Here is a 16,152-nt window from a genome sequence, read left to right on the forward strand (position 1 = left end):
AGCCGCGGGTAACTATGTTTTGGGTCAATCAGTTTTGGGTAAATCAGTTGCGGGCAAACAAGTCGCCAATTAATAGGTATTAAAGCGATGTATTGATCCTGTCACGGCCATCGGCTTTGGCGCGGTACAATGCGGTATCGGCGGCGCACAGCATGGCGAGTGAGGTACGGAACTGGCCATTGATTTCGCTCGCAATCCCTTGGCTCGCACTCACAGAGACATAATCGCGCAGCCCTTGCTCGGTAAAGCGCAGGTCATTAATCCCTTGCTGCACTTTTTGGGCAATCGTTAGTGCCATTTTGGCATTGTGGCTTGGTAGAATTAGCGCGAATTCTTCGCCGCCGTAACGCGCTGCTAGTCCAATTTCTATCGGTACTATGTCAGCAATCACTTTGGCAATCTTACGTAGGCATTCGTCCCCTTGGATATGGCCGAATTGGTCGTTGAACACTTTGAAGTAATCCACATCGATAATCACCACGCTGATCGGGCGCAGCTTACCTGTGCATTCTTCCCAATAGTGATGCAGCATTTCATCAAAATATCGGCGGTTCGCCAGTCCTGTCAGTGAATCTGTGGCGGCCAATTTACGTAGCTTTTGATTTTCTGCTTTGTGCTGCGTTAAATCGTGCATCATCATCACAAACAGAAGTTCATGGCTGGGGATGTAGGAAATGGAAAGCTCGACATCTTTTGCTTTGCCTGAGGCGGTAATGAGGGTGATTTCTTCGGCGGAGTGCTGCACTGGAATGCCGCAATTTTTGCCTAATTTAATATCATTGCTCAGCAAATTGTCATAGCGAGCTTGGTGGTGTTCTGTCAAAAAGTTGCGCCAATCTTGTCCCTTCAAACTGGCCTGCGGGCATGTCAGTAAGTCAGCACCTTTGCTATTGCTAAAGTAAATGTAACCTTGGGCATTGACGATAATCACCGGTTCAGTCAGATGCTGAATAAACTGTTGAATCGTTTCAATCGAGGCATGTTCGAAGAAGGTTAACGGCAATGCGGGCTCGACCAAGCCTTGCTGCGCAGTACACTGTGAACCATTGCCTTCACCCACAAGTGATAATGGATGTTGTGAACGTGTCAGTTTAGGTGAGCTTGTCATTGTTATCATTCTCCGTGAACCTAATGCCATCTGCGCTAAGCGCTTTTCTGATGATGACTTTATTCTTCGCAAAGAAAAGATACCTTCTGCTTACCTTCCGATTTAATCTATTGTTTATAAAGGTTTTAAATTTAATCTTCTCACGGTAAATTCTCAGGCTTAGCTGAAACGTGCGAGGTTTTGGGGCATGGCTAAGTTAAAAAAGTGGCACCCATGAGTGGATTTTTGGGTATTAAGCGTCAAGCGCAAAGGATTTTAGTGTCTAAAGATGGTGGATAATGCTTTGATTTTATCGACAATCCAGTCATGTCTATGCTCATAATTGCGGCCTGTGAGTTTATCCTCACCGCACAGAAAAGCCCTTCTGACACAGCGATTTATCACATGATAGAAGGGCGTTGTATTAGCATCGATAAGCATTCTTCTGGCCGGGGTCATCATCTGCTCCAAACAGACGCAATCAAGATAATGTAAAGGCTAGTATAAGAGGGGACAAAGCACAAAAAGACATGGCTGTCCCCGCTTTTCCCCTTTTCTTCGGGTGTAGAAACTGCCCAGCCCGATTAAAGGTTGGGCATTTCGATTAGTTTTGAGGACGATTGATAATTTCTGGATCAGGACTTAATATCAGTAAGGTATTAGTAGTATTGCTCAATACAAATTGGAACTTAGTAGTTCCCGACGTTCTATCTAGATCGACGAGTTGTACTAACATACCATCGCTGCTGATGGTTACCGCATCGACAATGTCATCGAATGGGGTAACAAAGCCGACCCCAACAAATTTTAAACCTTTTCCTGTTTGATCATTTAGCAAGTAGGTAACAGTACCAGCTTGGGTGATAGTCACATCCCCTTGGCATTGTTCACCATTAGCATCTGTATAAATAAATACAGGTTCGCCATTTTCTAGATTAACATTGACTTTAATAAATTGAGCCGAGCCTTGTGGTGCGAACATATTAACTTCCTTTCTTTTGGTTAAAATTTGGTATTGGTTATATGAGATTTTAATAGTAAATGTTTAAGATTGTCATCGCTTATAATTTCGCCAAGGCAGTCAAGGGCTTTAACATAATGAATGGTGAAATTTGGTGATTTATCTTTTTCTACTATAGGTAATAGTAAATATTTTGAAGTGTTGCATAATTCATGCTTGGCTTTATAATTTTTGACCGTTTTAGCTTCAAATAGAATACTTTCCGATAAGTTTGAAATGAAGTTAATATTTTGATTGAATTTTTTTGATAACTTAAGAAATTCATTTTTTGCTAGCACAGCATATTCTATACTTTTATCAAACTTACCTTGTCGTTGTAAGTGTTGTGCTGATGCAAGAAAATAGCTTGCATACACTTCGTCTCTCTTCGATGAAGAATTCAAATCAATATCTGAATCTAGTAAAGATTTTAATCTTGTAATCTCATTAGAATCAGTGCGTGCAAATGTTAGAAGATTGAAGTGTAAATAGTAATTTTGTCTTGTCCAAATATCGTTTTTAGGATCTTGTTCTAGCGCTTTTGATATTGCTTCCAAACCAAGTCGGGTTTGTCTTAGGGCTTGTTCTGGTAGATCTTGATAATCGTATAACTTAGCAAGAATTTGATGGCTGGCTGCTAGTCTATCTAATATATATGGCTGTTTAATGTTATTGCTTAGTTCTTGTTGGAGTTGAGTGTGGATCTGTATGGCTGAAAGTACATCACCTTGTGACACTGCCGCACTCGCTAACCAAGAACGTGCATTGGCCACATCCGCAATTAGCTGACTATCCTCAGGCGCTTTTGCCAAAGCCAGCAATTTAAGCCTTAGCGACTCTTCAAAATCTTGCTGCGCTTTGGCAAATTCCTGCTGTTTCATCGAAACTGAGCCCAAAGTGTTATGGGCATAAGACAGCTCCATCAGCGCATCTTTATCCTCTGGCGCAAGGGCGTACATGGTTTGGCTATAGGCCAAGTATTGCTCGAAAAAAGGGCGCGATGCCGCCCAATCACTCACATCATACTTAAGCTGGCCTAACCAAAAGGCATTGGCACCTAAGGTTTTCAGTAGGGCTAAGTTTTCCGGCTGCAATTCGAGCAGTGGCAACATTTTTTCTTGCGCGGCGAGTAATGCGCTGCGAGCTTCATCGATTTTATTGCGCGAATAGGCGACTTCGCCCATGGCCTCTAAGGTTTGGCCGTGTTGGAAACGGGCATCAAAGCTTAAGTACTTTTCATCGTCTGGGCTGGAGAAATCAGTGAAATATTCTAGCGCTTTATTGCTGATCCCATCGAGCAAGTCCATACGGCCTATGCCGCGCATCTTGTCGGCGAAGTCACCCACCATAAAGCCGAGCAAATCTTCGGCGGCGAGGCGTTTTTGCAGGGCAAGTTTTTCGGCTTCTATGCTGCGCACGCTCATAATGACGGAGGTTAAGGTGAGGACGCACAGCAGGGTGACGGTTAAGCGCCTAGTCCAGCGCAGCATATTGGCGCGTTTGGTGGAGGCTGCGATAAAGGCGGTTTCGGGATCGTCTAAATCGAATAACGGATTTTGGCTGAGGCTTTGGGCCTCTTTCAACGGCTTGCCGTCGGCGAGCAGATAAGCGCTGTGTTTGGCTTCGCTGAGCCAACGCTTGGATAAATGCTGTAGGCGACTCTTAATGCTTAAGCTGTCGTTATGCTCGCTAATCCAAGCCGTCGCCCGCGGCCAACGGCGTAAAAGTGCTTCGTGGGCGATGCTAAAACAGGGTTCTCCATTTTGCAGATGTGACACGAATAAGCGGCTATCGACCATGGCTTGCACTAGGGCGGTTTCGGCCGTGCTTTGCAGTTGTGACCAGCGAGCGGTGCGGCTGGTGATGGACTTTTCATCTTCGCGTAGGGTCACTAGCAGGGATAAAATCCGTGGTAGGCTGGCTTTTTCGGCATCGCTTAAATGGGAAATCGCTTGCTCGGCATTTTTGCCAATCGCCCCTTCAATACCGCCAAGTTCATGATAAACCGAGACTAATAACTTATCGTCGGCGCTACGTTGCAAATACAAGGCCTGCAGCGTGTATTGCAACATGGGCAACGCATCTGGGTTACTGGCGGCATCGCTGCAGAGCATTTCATCGAGCGGCATTGCTGTGTCGCTGTCAACTTCCCAGCTTAAGTTGGCGGCCACCGCGGGCAGGCGGATCATTTGTAATAGCTCAGTGCGTGTTGGCGGCGCTAAGTCAAAGTGGGCGCCGCGGGCTTTACCCGCCATTAAGCTTGGGTAATTGACCAATAAAGGATAAAAATCGTTGCGACAGGCACTGATGATAATCACGGCTTTTGAGGTGGCGAGTTGTTCCAATAATTCTATGAACTGGGTTCGTTCGGTATCGCTAAATAGCGGTGATGAGAGTAACACTTCTAATCGGTCGATAAACAAGGCAAAAAACGGATTGGAAAAGGGTTTAGCCTTGAGCGCTTGGGTACACTGATTGATCACGCTTTGGATATCTTCGATAAGTTGAATCGCCAGAGTCTCAGTGCTCATGCCTTCGAATACTGGGATGTCGTTGATTTCCCAGTCGAGCATAGCACTGGCAAGATCGGTGAGTAGTTGCCCTTTACTCACATCGGCAAAATCTAAGCTGCTGAATGACGCAACACCAATGCCGTTATAGCCATCGCCCTTCATTAAATTGGGCACAACACCCGCATTAATCAGGGAGGATTTACCGCTGCCACTTGGACCTAAGATCAGGCAGAAGGCACGGCCAAACAGGATTTGTTGGCTTATCCGGTTAAGCAAAGTGCTGATTTGTTCACTGCGGCCAAAAAACACCTCGGCATAATTAGCACTATAGGCTTGCAGTCCCGGAAAGGGTGAGCCGCCTTGCCAACTCTGTGGGCTGGCGGTGGCTTGGTGTCCGATAGGAAAACGCACTTCGGCTAAGGTGCGATAGCCGCGTTTGCGTATGGTTTCGATATAGGTGGGTTCTGTGGCGCTATCGCCTAATGCTCTACGTAACTGATTGATAATTTTATGTAGTGGGTTGTCGCCAGTATCAACACCCGGCCAGCAGTGGCTGACTATTTCATCACTGCTGATGACTTCGCCCGCCCGTTGGCAGAGAAATAACAGCACATCCATCGCCTTGGGCTCAAGTTGTTTGACTTGTTTGCCAAGGAGCAGACTATTGGCGCTGGGATTGATTTGCCATTCACCAAAGAAAAATGTGCTGTCACTCATAACGATGTCCATTTATTGAGTATTGACCATGGCACGGTAAAAACTTGCGCTGTGAGTCACTCTTCTTGTTATACGTATTGTTATAAAGAACCGTATGCTTGTCATTCAAAGGTCTGACGTCAAGACGTTGACATTATGCCGTTGATGATTGTTATTTAAAAGGAATAACCCTTGATAATCAATGTAAATTTTATCAGGGTGAGGTGTGGTAAATAATCTTTAGCTTGTCATTTTTCTGTCAACAGTTTGTGCTTTGCGCTAGATGTTAAATAAGGTGATGGCTTTTAGGTGTCGATTGCAAAAGATCAACAATAAAAAAGTGCCCGTGATTGGGCACTTTGTATTAGAGAGGAACTTAAGGCTAACAAGCCTGACTTATCAGCACGTTAAGCTAAGTATCTTAACGTTAGCCCCTTAACATTGGTCCCTTTGAATTAGCGCGTTAAGGTTAGTGCTTTGGCTTGATAGCTTAATCTGGCCATTTGACCTTGATCTTGCAGTTCTAATTCATTGAGTTCGAAGGGCGGCTGTAAACCCGAGGCTTGGATAAGCTTAGGATCTAACATCAGCTTTAACTTCGGCGACTCTGGGGTCAGCCAATTGGCCGCTTGGGTGCGTAGAATCGCTACCTTTTGACCTTCGGCATTGGTGCCCGTTAACGTGCCACTTAAGCCAAAACGTCCCGCCTCGGCGACCGATAACTCAAAGTTGATTTGGTTAGGCAGGCCTTTATCCCAAACCGTGAGCACTTCGGGCTTGATGCTCGCCGAATTGACATAGGACTTAAAGACAGATTTGACCGTGCGCTGCACAGGACGGCCATCGACTTGGGTTTGCACTGTGATTTCAATTTCACTGAACCCTGCATTGCTGCTCGAAAGTGCGACGCCCGCGGGGATCACCGCTTGCCATGTCTCCCCTTGTTTTACCATCGTCAGTGGTTGCATATCGCCATCGGCTTGCTTGAGTTTTGCTTGTGGCACAAAGGCGTTATCACTTTGGCTGAGTGCGAGTTCAAGCCCAAGGGTTTGCGCATCCGCCGCGATGGCGGTGGGGGCTTTGACGCTCAGTTGATAGGGCGAGCCTTTTTCCTTCACATTGACTAAGTAGTTGGCGCTTGGCGTTAACGGCTGACTGACCTGCAGGCGATATTGGCCCGGTGTGGCTTTCGCCGACATTTGCAATGCACTGGAATCATCGGTTAACCCTGCGCTAGCCAAAGCATCGGCGTTGACCATTGATTTAACCAGTGACTCATTGGTGTTTATCCCGCTGCTATTGGCTGCTTTGCCTTGGGGTGACTGATTAGGGGTAACGCGCTGAATTTGTACGCGCTCAGGGGCAATAGCCTCTGCATGCATTAAGGCGCCAGAGCGGGTATCGCCCCGAGGTGCAATGCGCACTAAGCTAGACGCTTGGCTCATGGTGAGGCCCACGCCCGCATTAAGCTGTGCGCCTGTTACATTGACCCAATACTCGTCACTTTGGCTGGCTTGCTCAAGCTTAAGCATACTCGCTTGATACTCACCGTACAGCGGGGTGATAAAGCTAATGTAATCCGTACTGGTGTTGATGGGCGTGAGTGTTGGGCTGGCAATATTGCTATCGACTAAATCGGTATCGCTCGGCGCAGCTAGGGTTAACCCTTTGGCGTACATAGGGCTGGCATTGGTTTTGGGATCTATGGGTGTGGCTTCATCTTGGCAGGCTGCAAGCAGTCCGCTTAGCGCCAAGACACTGGCAAGTTTGCTGAGTGTGTGCATCTTAGTGCTCCTTAAATGTGGTTGCGGATCAGCGTGTCTAAATTGAAACACGTACGACGACTCTGCTGATGGCTTAAGGGCTCTTGGCCACGGGTCTTTTGTTTATCAGTAAACCAGACAGTGCCAGCCGCCTTTTGTGAGCTGCAATTTAAGAAGCCGTCGGAGCAGCTATCGAGCCAGTTTTGGGTGGTTTCGAGCGCGACTTGGTATTGATAACCCGCGCAGTAACTGTCGCTGTCCCAAATGGCGGAATCAACATCTGAGCCCACCACGACTTCGAAGGGGTTACCCAGCGATGGGCGACCCGCTGTGCCATTAAGCCAAGCGTTGTTGTAGTTTGCCATCCAACCGACTTGCTGTTGTTTCACCGCATTGCTGCCATAGCCTAAGAGCCAGCCTAAGCTGGTTTCGAACACATTACCTTGGTTCACCGCATCGGCCAGCGGCGTACCAGCACTGGAAGGCGCGATGGCGATAACCTTTGAGGTGGCGTTGATCACTGCAGGATAACGGCTGTCCCACGTTGGGTTAGATAAAATCCACCGCACTACGTTGCCACCATTGGAGTGGGTCAGCAGAATTAAGTCGTCGATATTTTTGGCTTGGATAAAGCTATTGAGCTGCGTGGCCAGACAACCTGCGGCGCTTTCTTCCCACATATATTGGTCAAAGTCGCAGTTGATCACTGTGTAATTGTTTGGCACTGGGATGCCTTGGCGCACTGAGTTAACAAATTCGGGCGTCCAGTAATCGGCTAAGGCATTGGTCTGGTGACCCGTACCATGGATAAAGGCGACTCCGGTTGCGGCTAACGTTACTGGGCTGACAGCGAACAGACCCAAGAGCATGAGGGCTTTTTTGATCTTCATGGCTATATCTCGTGTTGTTGGTCTTGTTGATTGTGGCCGCCAGTCCGTTGCGACAGTTTAGGGCAAGTCAGTTAATGCAGGATTTGCCGTAAATAAGCTTGAAATCGGCTGGCATGGCTCGGTTTATAGGCGCTTAAGCGCGGGTTACTCACTTTGGGTAAAACATGACTTAAGGCCTGAATACGACGGGATAGCGTGAATGCGCTAGTTTACGTTGGCATCAAATGTGATTGCCGTAACTTAGCTATTATCAACAGGACTTAACTCAAGCTTATTAACCTAGACGCAACATTTTAAGCTGGCAAGTAAAACAATCATCATAAAATGCAATCGCTGGGTCGCATTTTGAACGGTTCGTTTTAATGTCAAACTAAAGGCTGATAACCTGATGATAAGTAATACCTAATAAACCAAGTTGTGTTTTATCGTGTTTGAAATATCGATTTGCTTACACAAAAGAATTTTCTGTGACACCCACTTAGCGTTTGAGTTAATAGGTTTATCGTTCTGTATATAAAGGTTTTTTGTGATAAATAATTCAAACTCGCCCATTTACTCTGGGATATGGGTATCACTTTAGTGCATTTAAAGACTAAACCGATTAGGCTGAGCTGAGGTAAAGTGGGATAAACAGGATAAAAACCAACATTGCCGAGATGACATTCTTCTCATCTGAATCAGTCATCTGAGCCATGGATTGACAGGGAGTAGAAAAAGTAGCGCGATATGGGCAGGTTTAATCTAAATAGACAACAAACAAGGGAGAATAAGTTTGGCGATAGAACATAATAAGATGGTGAGTTGCTTAAGTGGACTGCAATGTCGCACTAACTTCACCATAAAAAACATTACAGAATACATGCTCCCAGAAACCAAAGAGGCTTTCTATTTACACCTCGACGGTAAATCACCAAACTTGATTATTCGCCCTGCATTCGAAGTCTTTTCCGGCGAACTTGCCACTATTGCAGGCGTGCATGCCAAATACGACTATTTCCACAATGCTGAGATGACACGTTTCCCCAAACGTTTGCATAAGAGTTTGACCGAAACCCACTATGGCCTTGCCTTTAGTTTTGACACGGTTGAAGCCGTACAGCAATTCATTACCCGTTTGAGTGCGATAGTGAAAGGCGCATAAGCTTTTACTGTATAAATCTTTAATAGAAGGCCGCTTAATTTTTCGATTGAACGGTACTCAAATTTTAGCCTTGCAGTGCTAGGGTTAAATTCCTCAATATCAATGAAAATGAGGAATTTAACTGCTGCCTTTTTACGCGGCTTTTCAGTATATTCATCAATAGATGAATTTTGCTGGAGCTTGCCATGTCGCTTATTCCCGGTCGCCCAAAGGGGGTTGTGCCATTTACCGCCCAAACTGAATCACAGCCGCAGACTCCTGGTCGTCCGAAAGGGGATTCCGATGCCCGCCAACGCTTAATTATCGCAGCCCTAAATCTCTTCAGTCATCGCAGTTATCCCAGTGTTTCTACCCGTGAAATTGCCCGCGAAGCCGAGGTTGATGCCGCACTTATTCGTTATTATTTTGGTTCAAAAGCGGGCTTGTTCGAACAAATGGTGCGGGAAACCCTTGAGCCCGTATTAGCGCGTTTTCGCGAAATATCCGCTGCGGATGCCCCTAATAACTTGGGTGAACTTATGCAGACATATTATCGCGTTATGGCACCTAACCTGGGATTGCCACGGTTGATTATACGGGTGTTACAGGAAGGCGATGGCTCAGAACCCTATCGCATTATGTTGTCTGTTTTTGAGCAAATTTTATCCCTCTCGCGGCAATGGCTCGAATCCACATTAGTCAATGCGGGGCTATTGAAAGAGGGATTAGATCCCGATTTAGCACGCCTCAGTTTCGTGAGTCTGATGGTCTTTCCGCTTATTGCGCCCCCGGTGTTAATGCGTCAGTTCGGCTTTTTTAGTGCTGATGCTGATGGTTTACAGCGTTTAGCGCTGCACAATATGCAGGTTTTTACCCAAGGTGTACTGCGTGAACCGAGGAAGTCGTAATGAGTGTGAATTTTAAAATTCTTACGCACGTGAGTGTGGGTTGTGTGATCTTGCTATTAGTCGGCTGCACTGAAGCGCCGCCCAGAGTACTTGGCACTGTCGAGCGGGACAGGCTGACGCTTACCGCGCCCGTAGGTGAGTTGATTACTCAAGTGAATGTGGTTGAAGGTCAACAGGTTAAGGCGGGTGAGGTGTTAATTCAGCTCGATACAACCTCTGCTAATGCGCGCCTCGCCCTGCGCCAAGCCGAGCTTGAACAGGCTAAAGCTAAACTTTCTGAGGCGGTCACAGGTGCGCGTTTAGAGGATATAGAACGCGCCAAGGCCGTGCTCGACGGGGCAAATGCCAGCGTGAAAGAGGCTCAGCGAGCCTTTGAACGAACAAACCGTTTATTTGCCACTAAAGTACTTAGCCAAGCGGATTTAGATACGTCCCGTGCGGCGCGGGATACCAGTTTCGCTAAGCAAGCCGAGGCGCAGCAAAGCCTGCGACTACTAGAAAATGGCACCCGTAGTGAGCAGCTAGAGCAGGCCAAAGCGGCGGTGGCTGCAGCTCGCGCCAGTGTAGCCATCGAACAAAAAGCCTTAGCAGACTTGAGCTTAGTGGCGGCGCGTGATGCCGTTGTCGATACGTTGCCTTGGCGAGTCGGCGATCGCATTGCCGCAGGCACTCAGTTGATTGGTTTACTGGCGAGCGAGGATCCCTATGTACGAGTTTACCTGCCCGCGACTTGGTTAGACAGAGTGAAGGCGGGCGATAGCGTCAATATTCTTGTGGATGGCCGCGAGATACCGATTGCTGGCACTGTGCGCAATATTCGCAGTCAACCTGCTTACACGCCATTTTATGCGCTGAATGAACGTGATCGAGCGCGCTTAATGTATTTGACCGATATTACTATTTCCGCCACAGATCAGGACCTACCTACTGGCATGGCATTAGAAGTTGAACTCGATGTGCTGCAACTCGATGTGCTGCAAGGAGTGCAGCAAAAAGTGGAGCAGCCATGAAAAGCGCTGATTTTGCTATCGAGACCCAAGGGATGACCCGCGCCTTTGGTGGTGTTAATGCGGTGGAAAACCTCGACCTCGCCATTCCCAAGGGCACAATTTATGGGTTTCTCGGCCCCAATGGCTGCGGAAAATCGACTTCAATTCGTATGTTGACTGGGTTACTGAGTCCCACATCGGGGAATATCCGCGTATTGGGTGAAACCTTACCCGGCGCCGAGGAAAAACTGCGCCGTCGCATTGGCTACATGACGCAAAAATTCTCCCTGTACGACAATCTTTCGGTGCGGGAAAACTTAGAGTTTGTCGCGCAAATTTATGGCCTTAACCGCCGAGCATCAAAGCTGCGAATAGCCGAGTTAGTCACGCTATACGATTTAGTCGGCCGCGAGAAACAAATGGCGGGCTCCATGAGTGGCGGCCAGAAACAGCGTTTGGCCTTAGCGGCAGCAACCTTACATCACCCCGAATTGTTGTTTCTCGATGAGCCGACATCGGCGGTCGATCCTGAAAATCGACGCGAGTTTTGGGAGCGCTTATTCGATCTCTGTGCCCAAGGCACTACGATACTTGTGTCGACTCACTATATGGATGAGGCCGAGCGTTGCCATGGTCTTGCGATTTTAGAGCGGGGGATGAAACGCGCCGACGGTTCGCCCCAGCAACTGATGGCGGCGATGGGGGCTCGGGTGGTTGAGATCTCAGGGGATGACTTACGCACTTTAAAACAATCACTGATCAGCGAGTCTGCGGTATTGTCGGCGGCGCAAATCGGCAGTCGTTTACGGGTGTTAGTGCGCAGCGATATTGAAGATCCGCTCGCTTGGCTTAAACCAAGAGTTGCCAGCCGGACGATGGAAGAAGTGCGCGCTAGCCTTGAGGATGTGTTTGTCACTTGCACCGGCGAGCGCTTGGCTGGGGTTTCCAAGGGAGAGACTGACCATGTGGCGTAGGATTTTTGCGATTGTGGTCAAAGAGCTGCGGCAGTTGTCGCGGGATCGTATGACCTTTGGCATGATAATCATGATCCCGTTAGTGCAACTGATGTTGTTTGGTTATGCGATCAATACCGATGCTCGCCATCTGCCTGCTGGGTTAGTTAATTTGAGTGATTCTGCCTACAGTCGCGCACTGGTTAAGGCGGTGGAAGCAACGCAGGTAGTAGATTTTAAGCAGCGATATTTAAGTGCCGCCGAGGCTGAGGCGGCGATCACTCGCGGCGAAGTCAAAGCCGTGCTGTATTTGCCCGCTGATCTCGATGAGCGCTTAGTGCGTCACCCAAGCTTTGTGGGTCAGCAATATTTAGCCCAGTCCTATATCGCACAACCCGCTGGCCAATGGCTGGTGGATGGTTCGGATACGGTTGTCGCTTCAACTATTCGTAGCCTAAGGCAAATGCCACTGGATGAAGTCGCAGGAAGAGCACTAAAAACGGCGATGCCGAGTTTTGAAGTGGTGCAATATTTCAACCCAGAACAACGTTCTGTGGTCAATATCGTGCCCGGCCTGTTGGGGGTGATTTTGACTATGACCATGGTGATGTTTACTTCCGCCGCCATAGTGCGTGAGCGCGAGCAGGGCAATATGGAGTTTTTGATCACTACGCCTGTGCGGCCACTGGAGTTGATGCTGGGTAAAATCGTGCCCTATGTGATGGTTGGCTTTGTGCAAGTGACCATTATCCTGAGCGCAGGGCATCTGTTGTTCGATGTGCCCATTCGCGGCGGGCTTGATTCTATCGCCCTTGCCGCTATGTTGTTCATTTGCGCCAGTTTAACCTTAGGATTAGTGATTTCGACCATAGCGAAAACCCAGTTGCAATCGATGCAGATGACGGTATTTATCCTCCTGCCATCGATTCTCTTGTCGGGATTTATGTTCCCCTACGAAGCCATGCCCATCGCGGCGCAGTGGATTGCCGAAGCCTTACCCGCAACCCATTTTATGCGCATGTCACGGGCCATAGTGCTGCGCGATGCCCAAGTGATGGATCTGCAATTTGATGCCCTGTGGATGATAGGTTTTACTTGTATTGGGTTATTGATTGCCAGTATGAGATTTTCGAAGCGCTTGGATTAACCCTGTACTGAGTTTCATCATCAAGGGCAAAGTGCCGAGTTTTGATATAGCGCAAATTATCAGTAAACAGTCGCGCTAAGCCATTGAAATCGATGTTGCTTAATTAGGATATCCCTTACACTGCCGCTAGGGCGATTGCCGCCATCATGCTTAGCGAAGGGAATTCATTATGCCTCCAATCATTTGTCATAGCGCGCTCGATGCGGTTGCTTTTATTCAAAGCGGCGAGACGCTGTGGACTCATTCCATGGGCGCCACTCCGCGCATTTTATTAGATGCGTTGGCGCAGCATGCACTCACCAAAGAAAATCTCACCCTGTTACAGTTACATACTGAAGGCGCCGAATCCTTAAGCCATCCCAGTTTACAGGGGCATTTACGCCATCGATGTTTTTTCGGTGGGCTGCCAACGCGGGCATTACTGCAAAGTGGTGACGCGGATTATGTGCCGATTTTCCTGTCTGAAGTGCCTAAGTTATTTCGTTCCGGCGAGCAAAAAATTGATACCGCAATTATCCAAGTGTCGCCACCCGATAAGCATGGCATGTGTTCCTTAGGCATTTCGGTTGAAGCAACGCTCGCAGCTTGCCAAGTCGCGGGTAAGATCATCGCTCATATTAATCCACAAATGCCGCGCACCCATGGTGACAGCTTTATCCATATCGACCGTTTTGCCGCTGTGTATGAGCAGAGCGCGGCGTTGCCCATTCATTCCTTCGCGACGGGGGATGCGGTGAGTTTGGCGATCGGTAAAAATGTTGCCCAATTGGTGCGTAATGGCGATTGTTTACAAATGGGTATAGGAGCGATCCCCGATGCCGTGCTGTCTTGCTTAACCGAACATAAAGACTTAGGCGTCCACACTGAGCTATTTTCTGATGGTATATTGCAACTGGTTGAAAAGGGCGTGATTAACAACAGCAAGAAGCGTTTTTATCCGGGGAAACTCGTCACAGGTTTTGCCCTGGGGAGTCAAAAGTTATACGACTATGTTGATGATAATCCTGCGGTTATTTTTATGGATATAGAGCAAGTCAACGACACGTCCATTATCCGTAAAAACCCTAATGTGATGGCGATTAACTCGGCGCTGCAGGTCGACCTTTCTGGCCAAGTGTGCGCCGATTCGATTGGCACTAAAATCTATTCCGGCGTCGGTGGCCAGATGGATTTTATCCGCGGCGCAGGGTTATCCGAAGGTGGTCGTTCTGTGATTGCGCTGCCCAGCACTGCCGCGGGGGGAACGCTTTCTCGCATTGCAAGCGTGTTATCACCTGGCGCAGGGGTTGTTACCACTCGGGCCCATGTGCATTATATTGTGACCGAATACGGCGCCGCTAATCTACGCGGCCGCAGCCTGCGCGAACGGGCACAAGCGCTGATCGCCATCGCTCACCCAGATTTTAGGGAACAATTAAGTCGTGATGCCTTTGATGTGTGGGGATTAAATCTATAGCATTGTAAATCTTGGTGTTATGGCTTGCTGCCGAGTTTGCAGTGGTGCAAGCTCGTTTGAGCGTAAGGGGTTGGTTTTAATACGTCCTTTAATCGCGGTAAAGAGTCATTCGTCTGTCCCGATATGGTATAAACTCTTGGCGGGTTTGACCGACAGACTTATAAAGAAAGGAGTCAATGATTTAAATGGATGAGATTGAATTAAAAGCATATTTAACAGAGAGGGTGTTATCTTTTTGTACGCGCTGGAACAGTATCGAAAATACCCTCTATACCGAAAGAACTGCCGAAGAAGATAAGCTACGGCAGGAATTGCCAGTGGCTGAATTCCATTATGCGAAGCAAACCGATTGGTTTGCTTTACTGAGTGAGCAAATAGCGCCATTATTTGACGATTTTTGCACCGATAAGCCCCGTGTTTACGGCGGAAAAGTGCGTAATTCCTTCGGGTTTCCTTCAAAATTTAATGGTTGCGATCATCCTCTTGAAGTGCAAATTACTTTAAAAAATAAAAGCAGAGCCGAAATTTATATTAAAACCAACACTAACTTCGAAGATGAGTATTTGTTTATTGCTCTCAAAAAAGCCGATGAATGGCGTATCGATAGCTATAAAAATCGTCGCTATGGCAATGAGAAATGGAGCGTACAAATCCTTTAATTCAGCTTAATCTCAATGCTTGACGTCAGTAAAAAATGACTAAAGCATTGAGTTTAGTAACGTCGGTTTAATTTAAGTGATGCACTGAGACACAAAAAATATTGTGTAAATGGAACATCTTTATGCCATTAGATAATGCTCTTATTGCTCGAATCAAAGCCGAGATATTGCGGTTTACAACGGTTGAGGTTGAGCAATTTTTATTAGCTCATCCAGATAAAACCTTTTATGCCTTTGCTTTTGACACCCATGCGGAATACGCAGAATTAAATCTTTGTTTTAATACCGAGGCAGATTTTCAGCAGCAATTAGCCTATTACCAGTCTGGGAAATGGGCTGAGTCATACCAAAGCCCTGAGGCCATCCAAGAACTTAAATTCAATACAGGTGACTGGGAGTATCAATGTTTTAGTACATGTTATGTGCTTTCAGAGGATGAGTTACAGAGGATTCAACAGAGCTTACCCGAGGATGACTTTAGTGAGTGGGAGGAGATAGTGCGGCAAATACGCGCAGTGTTTAACGAATGCCTAGTGCAGTTTACCCAAACTGAAGTCTATCAAGCGATCCCTAAAACCGATGGTTTTATGGCCTTTAGTATCGACCATGACGAAGATGTATCGGATATTGTGATGTCACCAGCCTTGTCGTAGTGCTCAAATTTATTGTTTTAATTTGGCTGTGTGTCTATTGTAAATCGAATGCCGCTACTTGCGGACACGCCTTAATCTTCTCTTTAATAATGGTCCATTCATGGCCTTCTACGATGACATGTCATCACTCTTTCATTTTTGTTGTCATTCCCGCAATGCTTTCTCTTGCTTCTGACTTCCACAATACATCCTTAATTTAAATGTTATACATATAATGTATTTTATAGATTGGTTAACTGGGTCAATAAACGGCCATGAAAAACTCATTACAATTGCATTGGATTTGTATATTCATTTTTAAATTTGATATGGGGTATT

13 protein-coding genes are annotated in these 16,152 nt (G+C 47.1%); 8 read left to right on the top strand and 5 right to left on the bottom strand.

Annotated elements, in window-relative coordinates; all coding sequences use genetic code 11:
• Window positions 1–79: 79 nt before the first annotated feature.
• The 5 genes from L5M11_RS03875 to L5M11_RS03900 form a co-directional block, all read right to left on the bottom strand.
• Window positions 80–1,108 carry a diguanylate cyclase gene (locus L5M11_RS03875; protein ID WP_263191403.1) on the bottom strand — a complete coding sequence of 343 codons (1,029 nt, stop codon included), beginning with the start codon at window positions 1,106–1,108 and terminating at the stop codon, window positions 80–82.
• A 583-nt stretch (window positions 1,109–1,691) separates the two neighbouring features.
• Window positions 1,692–2,069, bottom strand: a complete 378-nt coding sequence (locus L5M11_RS03885; protein ID WP_219250208.1) for a DP-EP family protein — start codon at window positions 2,067–2,069, stop codon at window positions 1,692–1,694.
• 20 nt (window positions 2,070–2,089) lie between these two features.
• Window positions 2,090–5,317, bottom strand: coding sequence for a winged helix-turn-helix domain-containing protein (locus L5M11_RS03890; protein WP_263191406.1), 3,228 nt, complete (start codon window positions 5,315–5,317; stop codon window positions 2,090–2,092).
• A 434-nt stretch (window positions 5,318–5,751) separates the two neighbouring features.
• The gene (locus L5M11_RS03895; RefSeq protein WP_263191408.1) at window positions 5,752–7,080 is read right to left on the bottom strand and encodes a DUF4785 domain-containing protein; all 1,329 of its coding nucleotides are present in this window, start codon (window positions 7,078–7,080) and stop codon (window positions 5,752–5,754) included.
• A gap of 11 nt (window positions 7,081–7,091) precedes the next feature.
• The gene (locus L5M11_RS03900; protein WP_263191409.1) at window positions 7,092–7,949 is read right to left on the bottom strand and encodes a hypothetical protein; all 858 of its coding nucleotides are present in this window, start codon (window positions 7,947–7,949) and stop codon (window positions 7,092–7,094) included.
• A gap of 793 nt (window positions 7,950–8,742) precedes the next feature.
• On the opposite strand from L5M11_RS03900, the gene L5M11_RS03905 reads away from it, so the two are divergent.
• From L5M11_RS03905 to L5M11_RS03940, 8 genes are all read left to right on the top strand, one after another.
• Complete coding sequence (locus L5M11_RS03905) at window positions 8,743–9,090, top strand: hypothetical protein (RefSeq protein ID WP_113938914.1); 348 nt, start codon at window positions 8,743–8,745, stop codon at window positions 9,088–9,090.
• Window positions 9,091–9,275: 185 nt separating this feature from the next.
• Window positions 9,276–9,977, top strand: a complete 702-nt coding sequence (locus tag L5M11_RS03910; protein ID WP_263179696.1) for a TetR/AcrR family transcriptional regulator — start codon at window positions 9,276–9,278, stop codon at window positions 9,975–9,977.
• The gene (locus L5M11_RS03915) at window positions 9,977–10,987 is read left to right on the top strand and encodes an HlyD family secretion protein (RefSeq protein ID WP_263191410.1); all 1,011 of its coding nucleotides are present in this window, start codon (window positions 9,977–9,979) and stop codon (window positions 10,985–10,987) included. The genes L5M11_RS03910 and L5M11_RS03915 overlap by 1 nt, the downstream gene beginning before the upstream one ends.
• Entirely contained in the window at window positions 10,984–11,940 is a 957-nt protein-coding gene (locus tag L5M11_RS03920) for an ATP-binding cassette domain-containing protein (protein WP_263191411.1), read from the top strand. The genes L5M11_RS03915 and L5M11_RS03920 overlap by 4 nt, the downstream gene beginning before the upstream one ends.
• Window positions 11,930–13,066, top strand: coding sequence for an ABC transporter permease (locus tag L5M11_RS03925; RefSeq protein WP_263191413.1), 1,137 nt, complete (start codon window positions 11,930–11,932; stop codon window positions 13,064–13,066). The genes L5M11_RS03920 and L5M11_RS03925 overlap by 11 nt, the downstream gene beginning before the upstream one ends.
• 169 nt (window positions 13,067–13,235) lie before the next feature.
• Window positions 13,236–14,522, top strand: coding sequence for an acetyl-CoA hydrolase/transferase family protein (locus L5M11_RS03930; protein ID WP_263191415.1), 1,287 nt, complete (start codon window positions 13,236–13,238; stop codon window positions 14,520–14,522).
• 185 nt (window positions 14,523–14,707) lie between these two features.
• Window positions 14,708–15,181, top strand: a complete 474-nt coding sequence (locus L5M11_RS03935) for a RhsIA family immunity protein (protein ID WP_259563264.1) — start codon at window positions 14,708–14,710, stop codon at window positions 15,179–15,181.
• 122 nt (window positions 15,182–15,303) lie between these two features.
• Window positions 15,304–15,834, top strand: coding sequence for a DUF4303 domain-containing protein (locus L5M11_RS03940; RefSeq protein ID WP_263191416.1), 531 nt, complete (start codon window positions 15,304–15,306; stop codon window positions 15,832–15,834).
• The last annotated feature ends 318 nt before the right edge of the window (window positions 15,835–16,152 follow it).

This window comes from Shewanella sp. SM87 (assembly GCF_025653705.1).
In the GTDB taxonomy this organism is placed as follows: Bacteria; Pseudomonadota; Gammaproteobacteria; order Enterobacterales; family Shewanellaceae; genus Shewanella; species Shewanella oncorhynchi.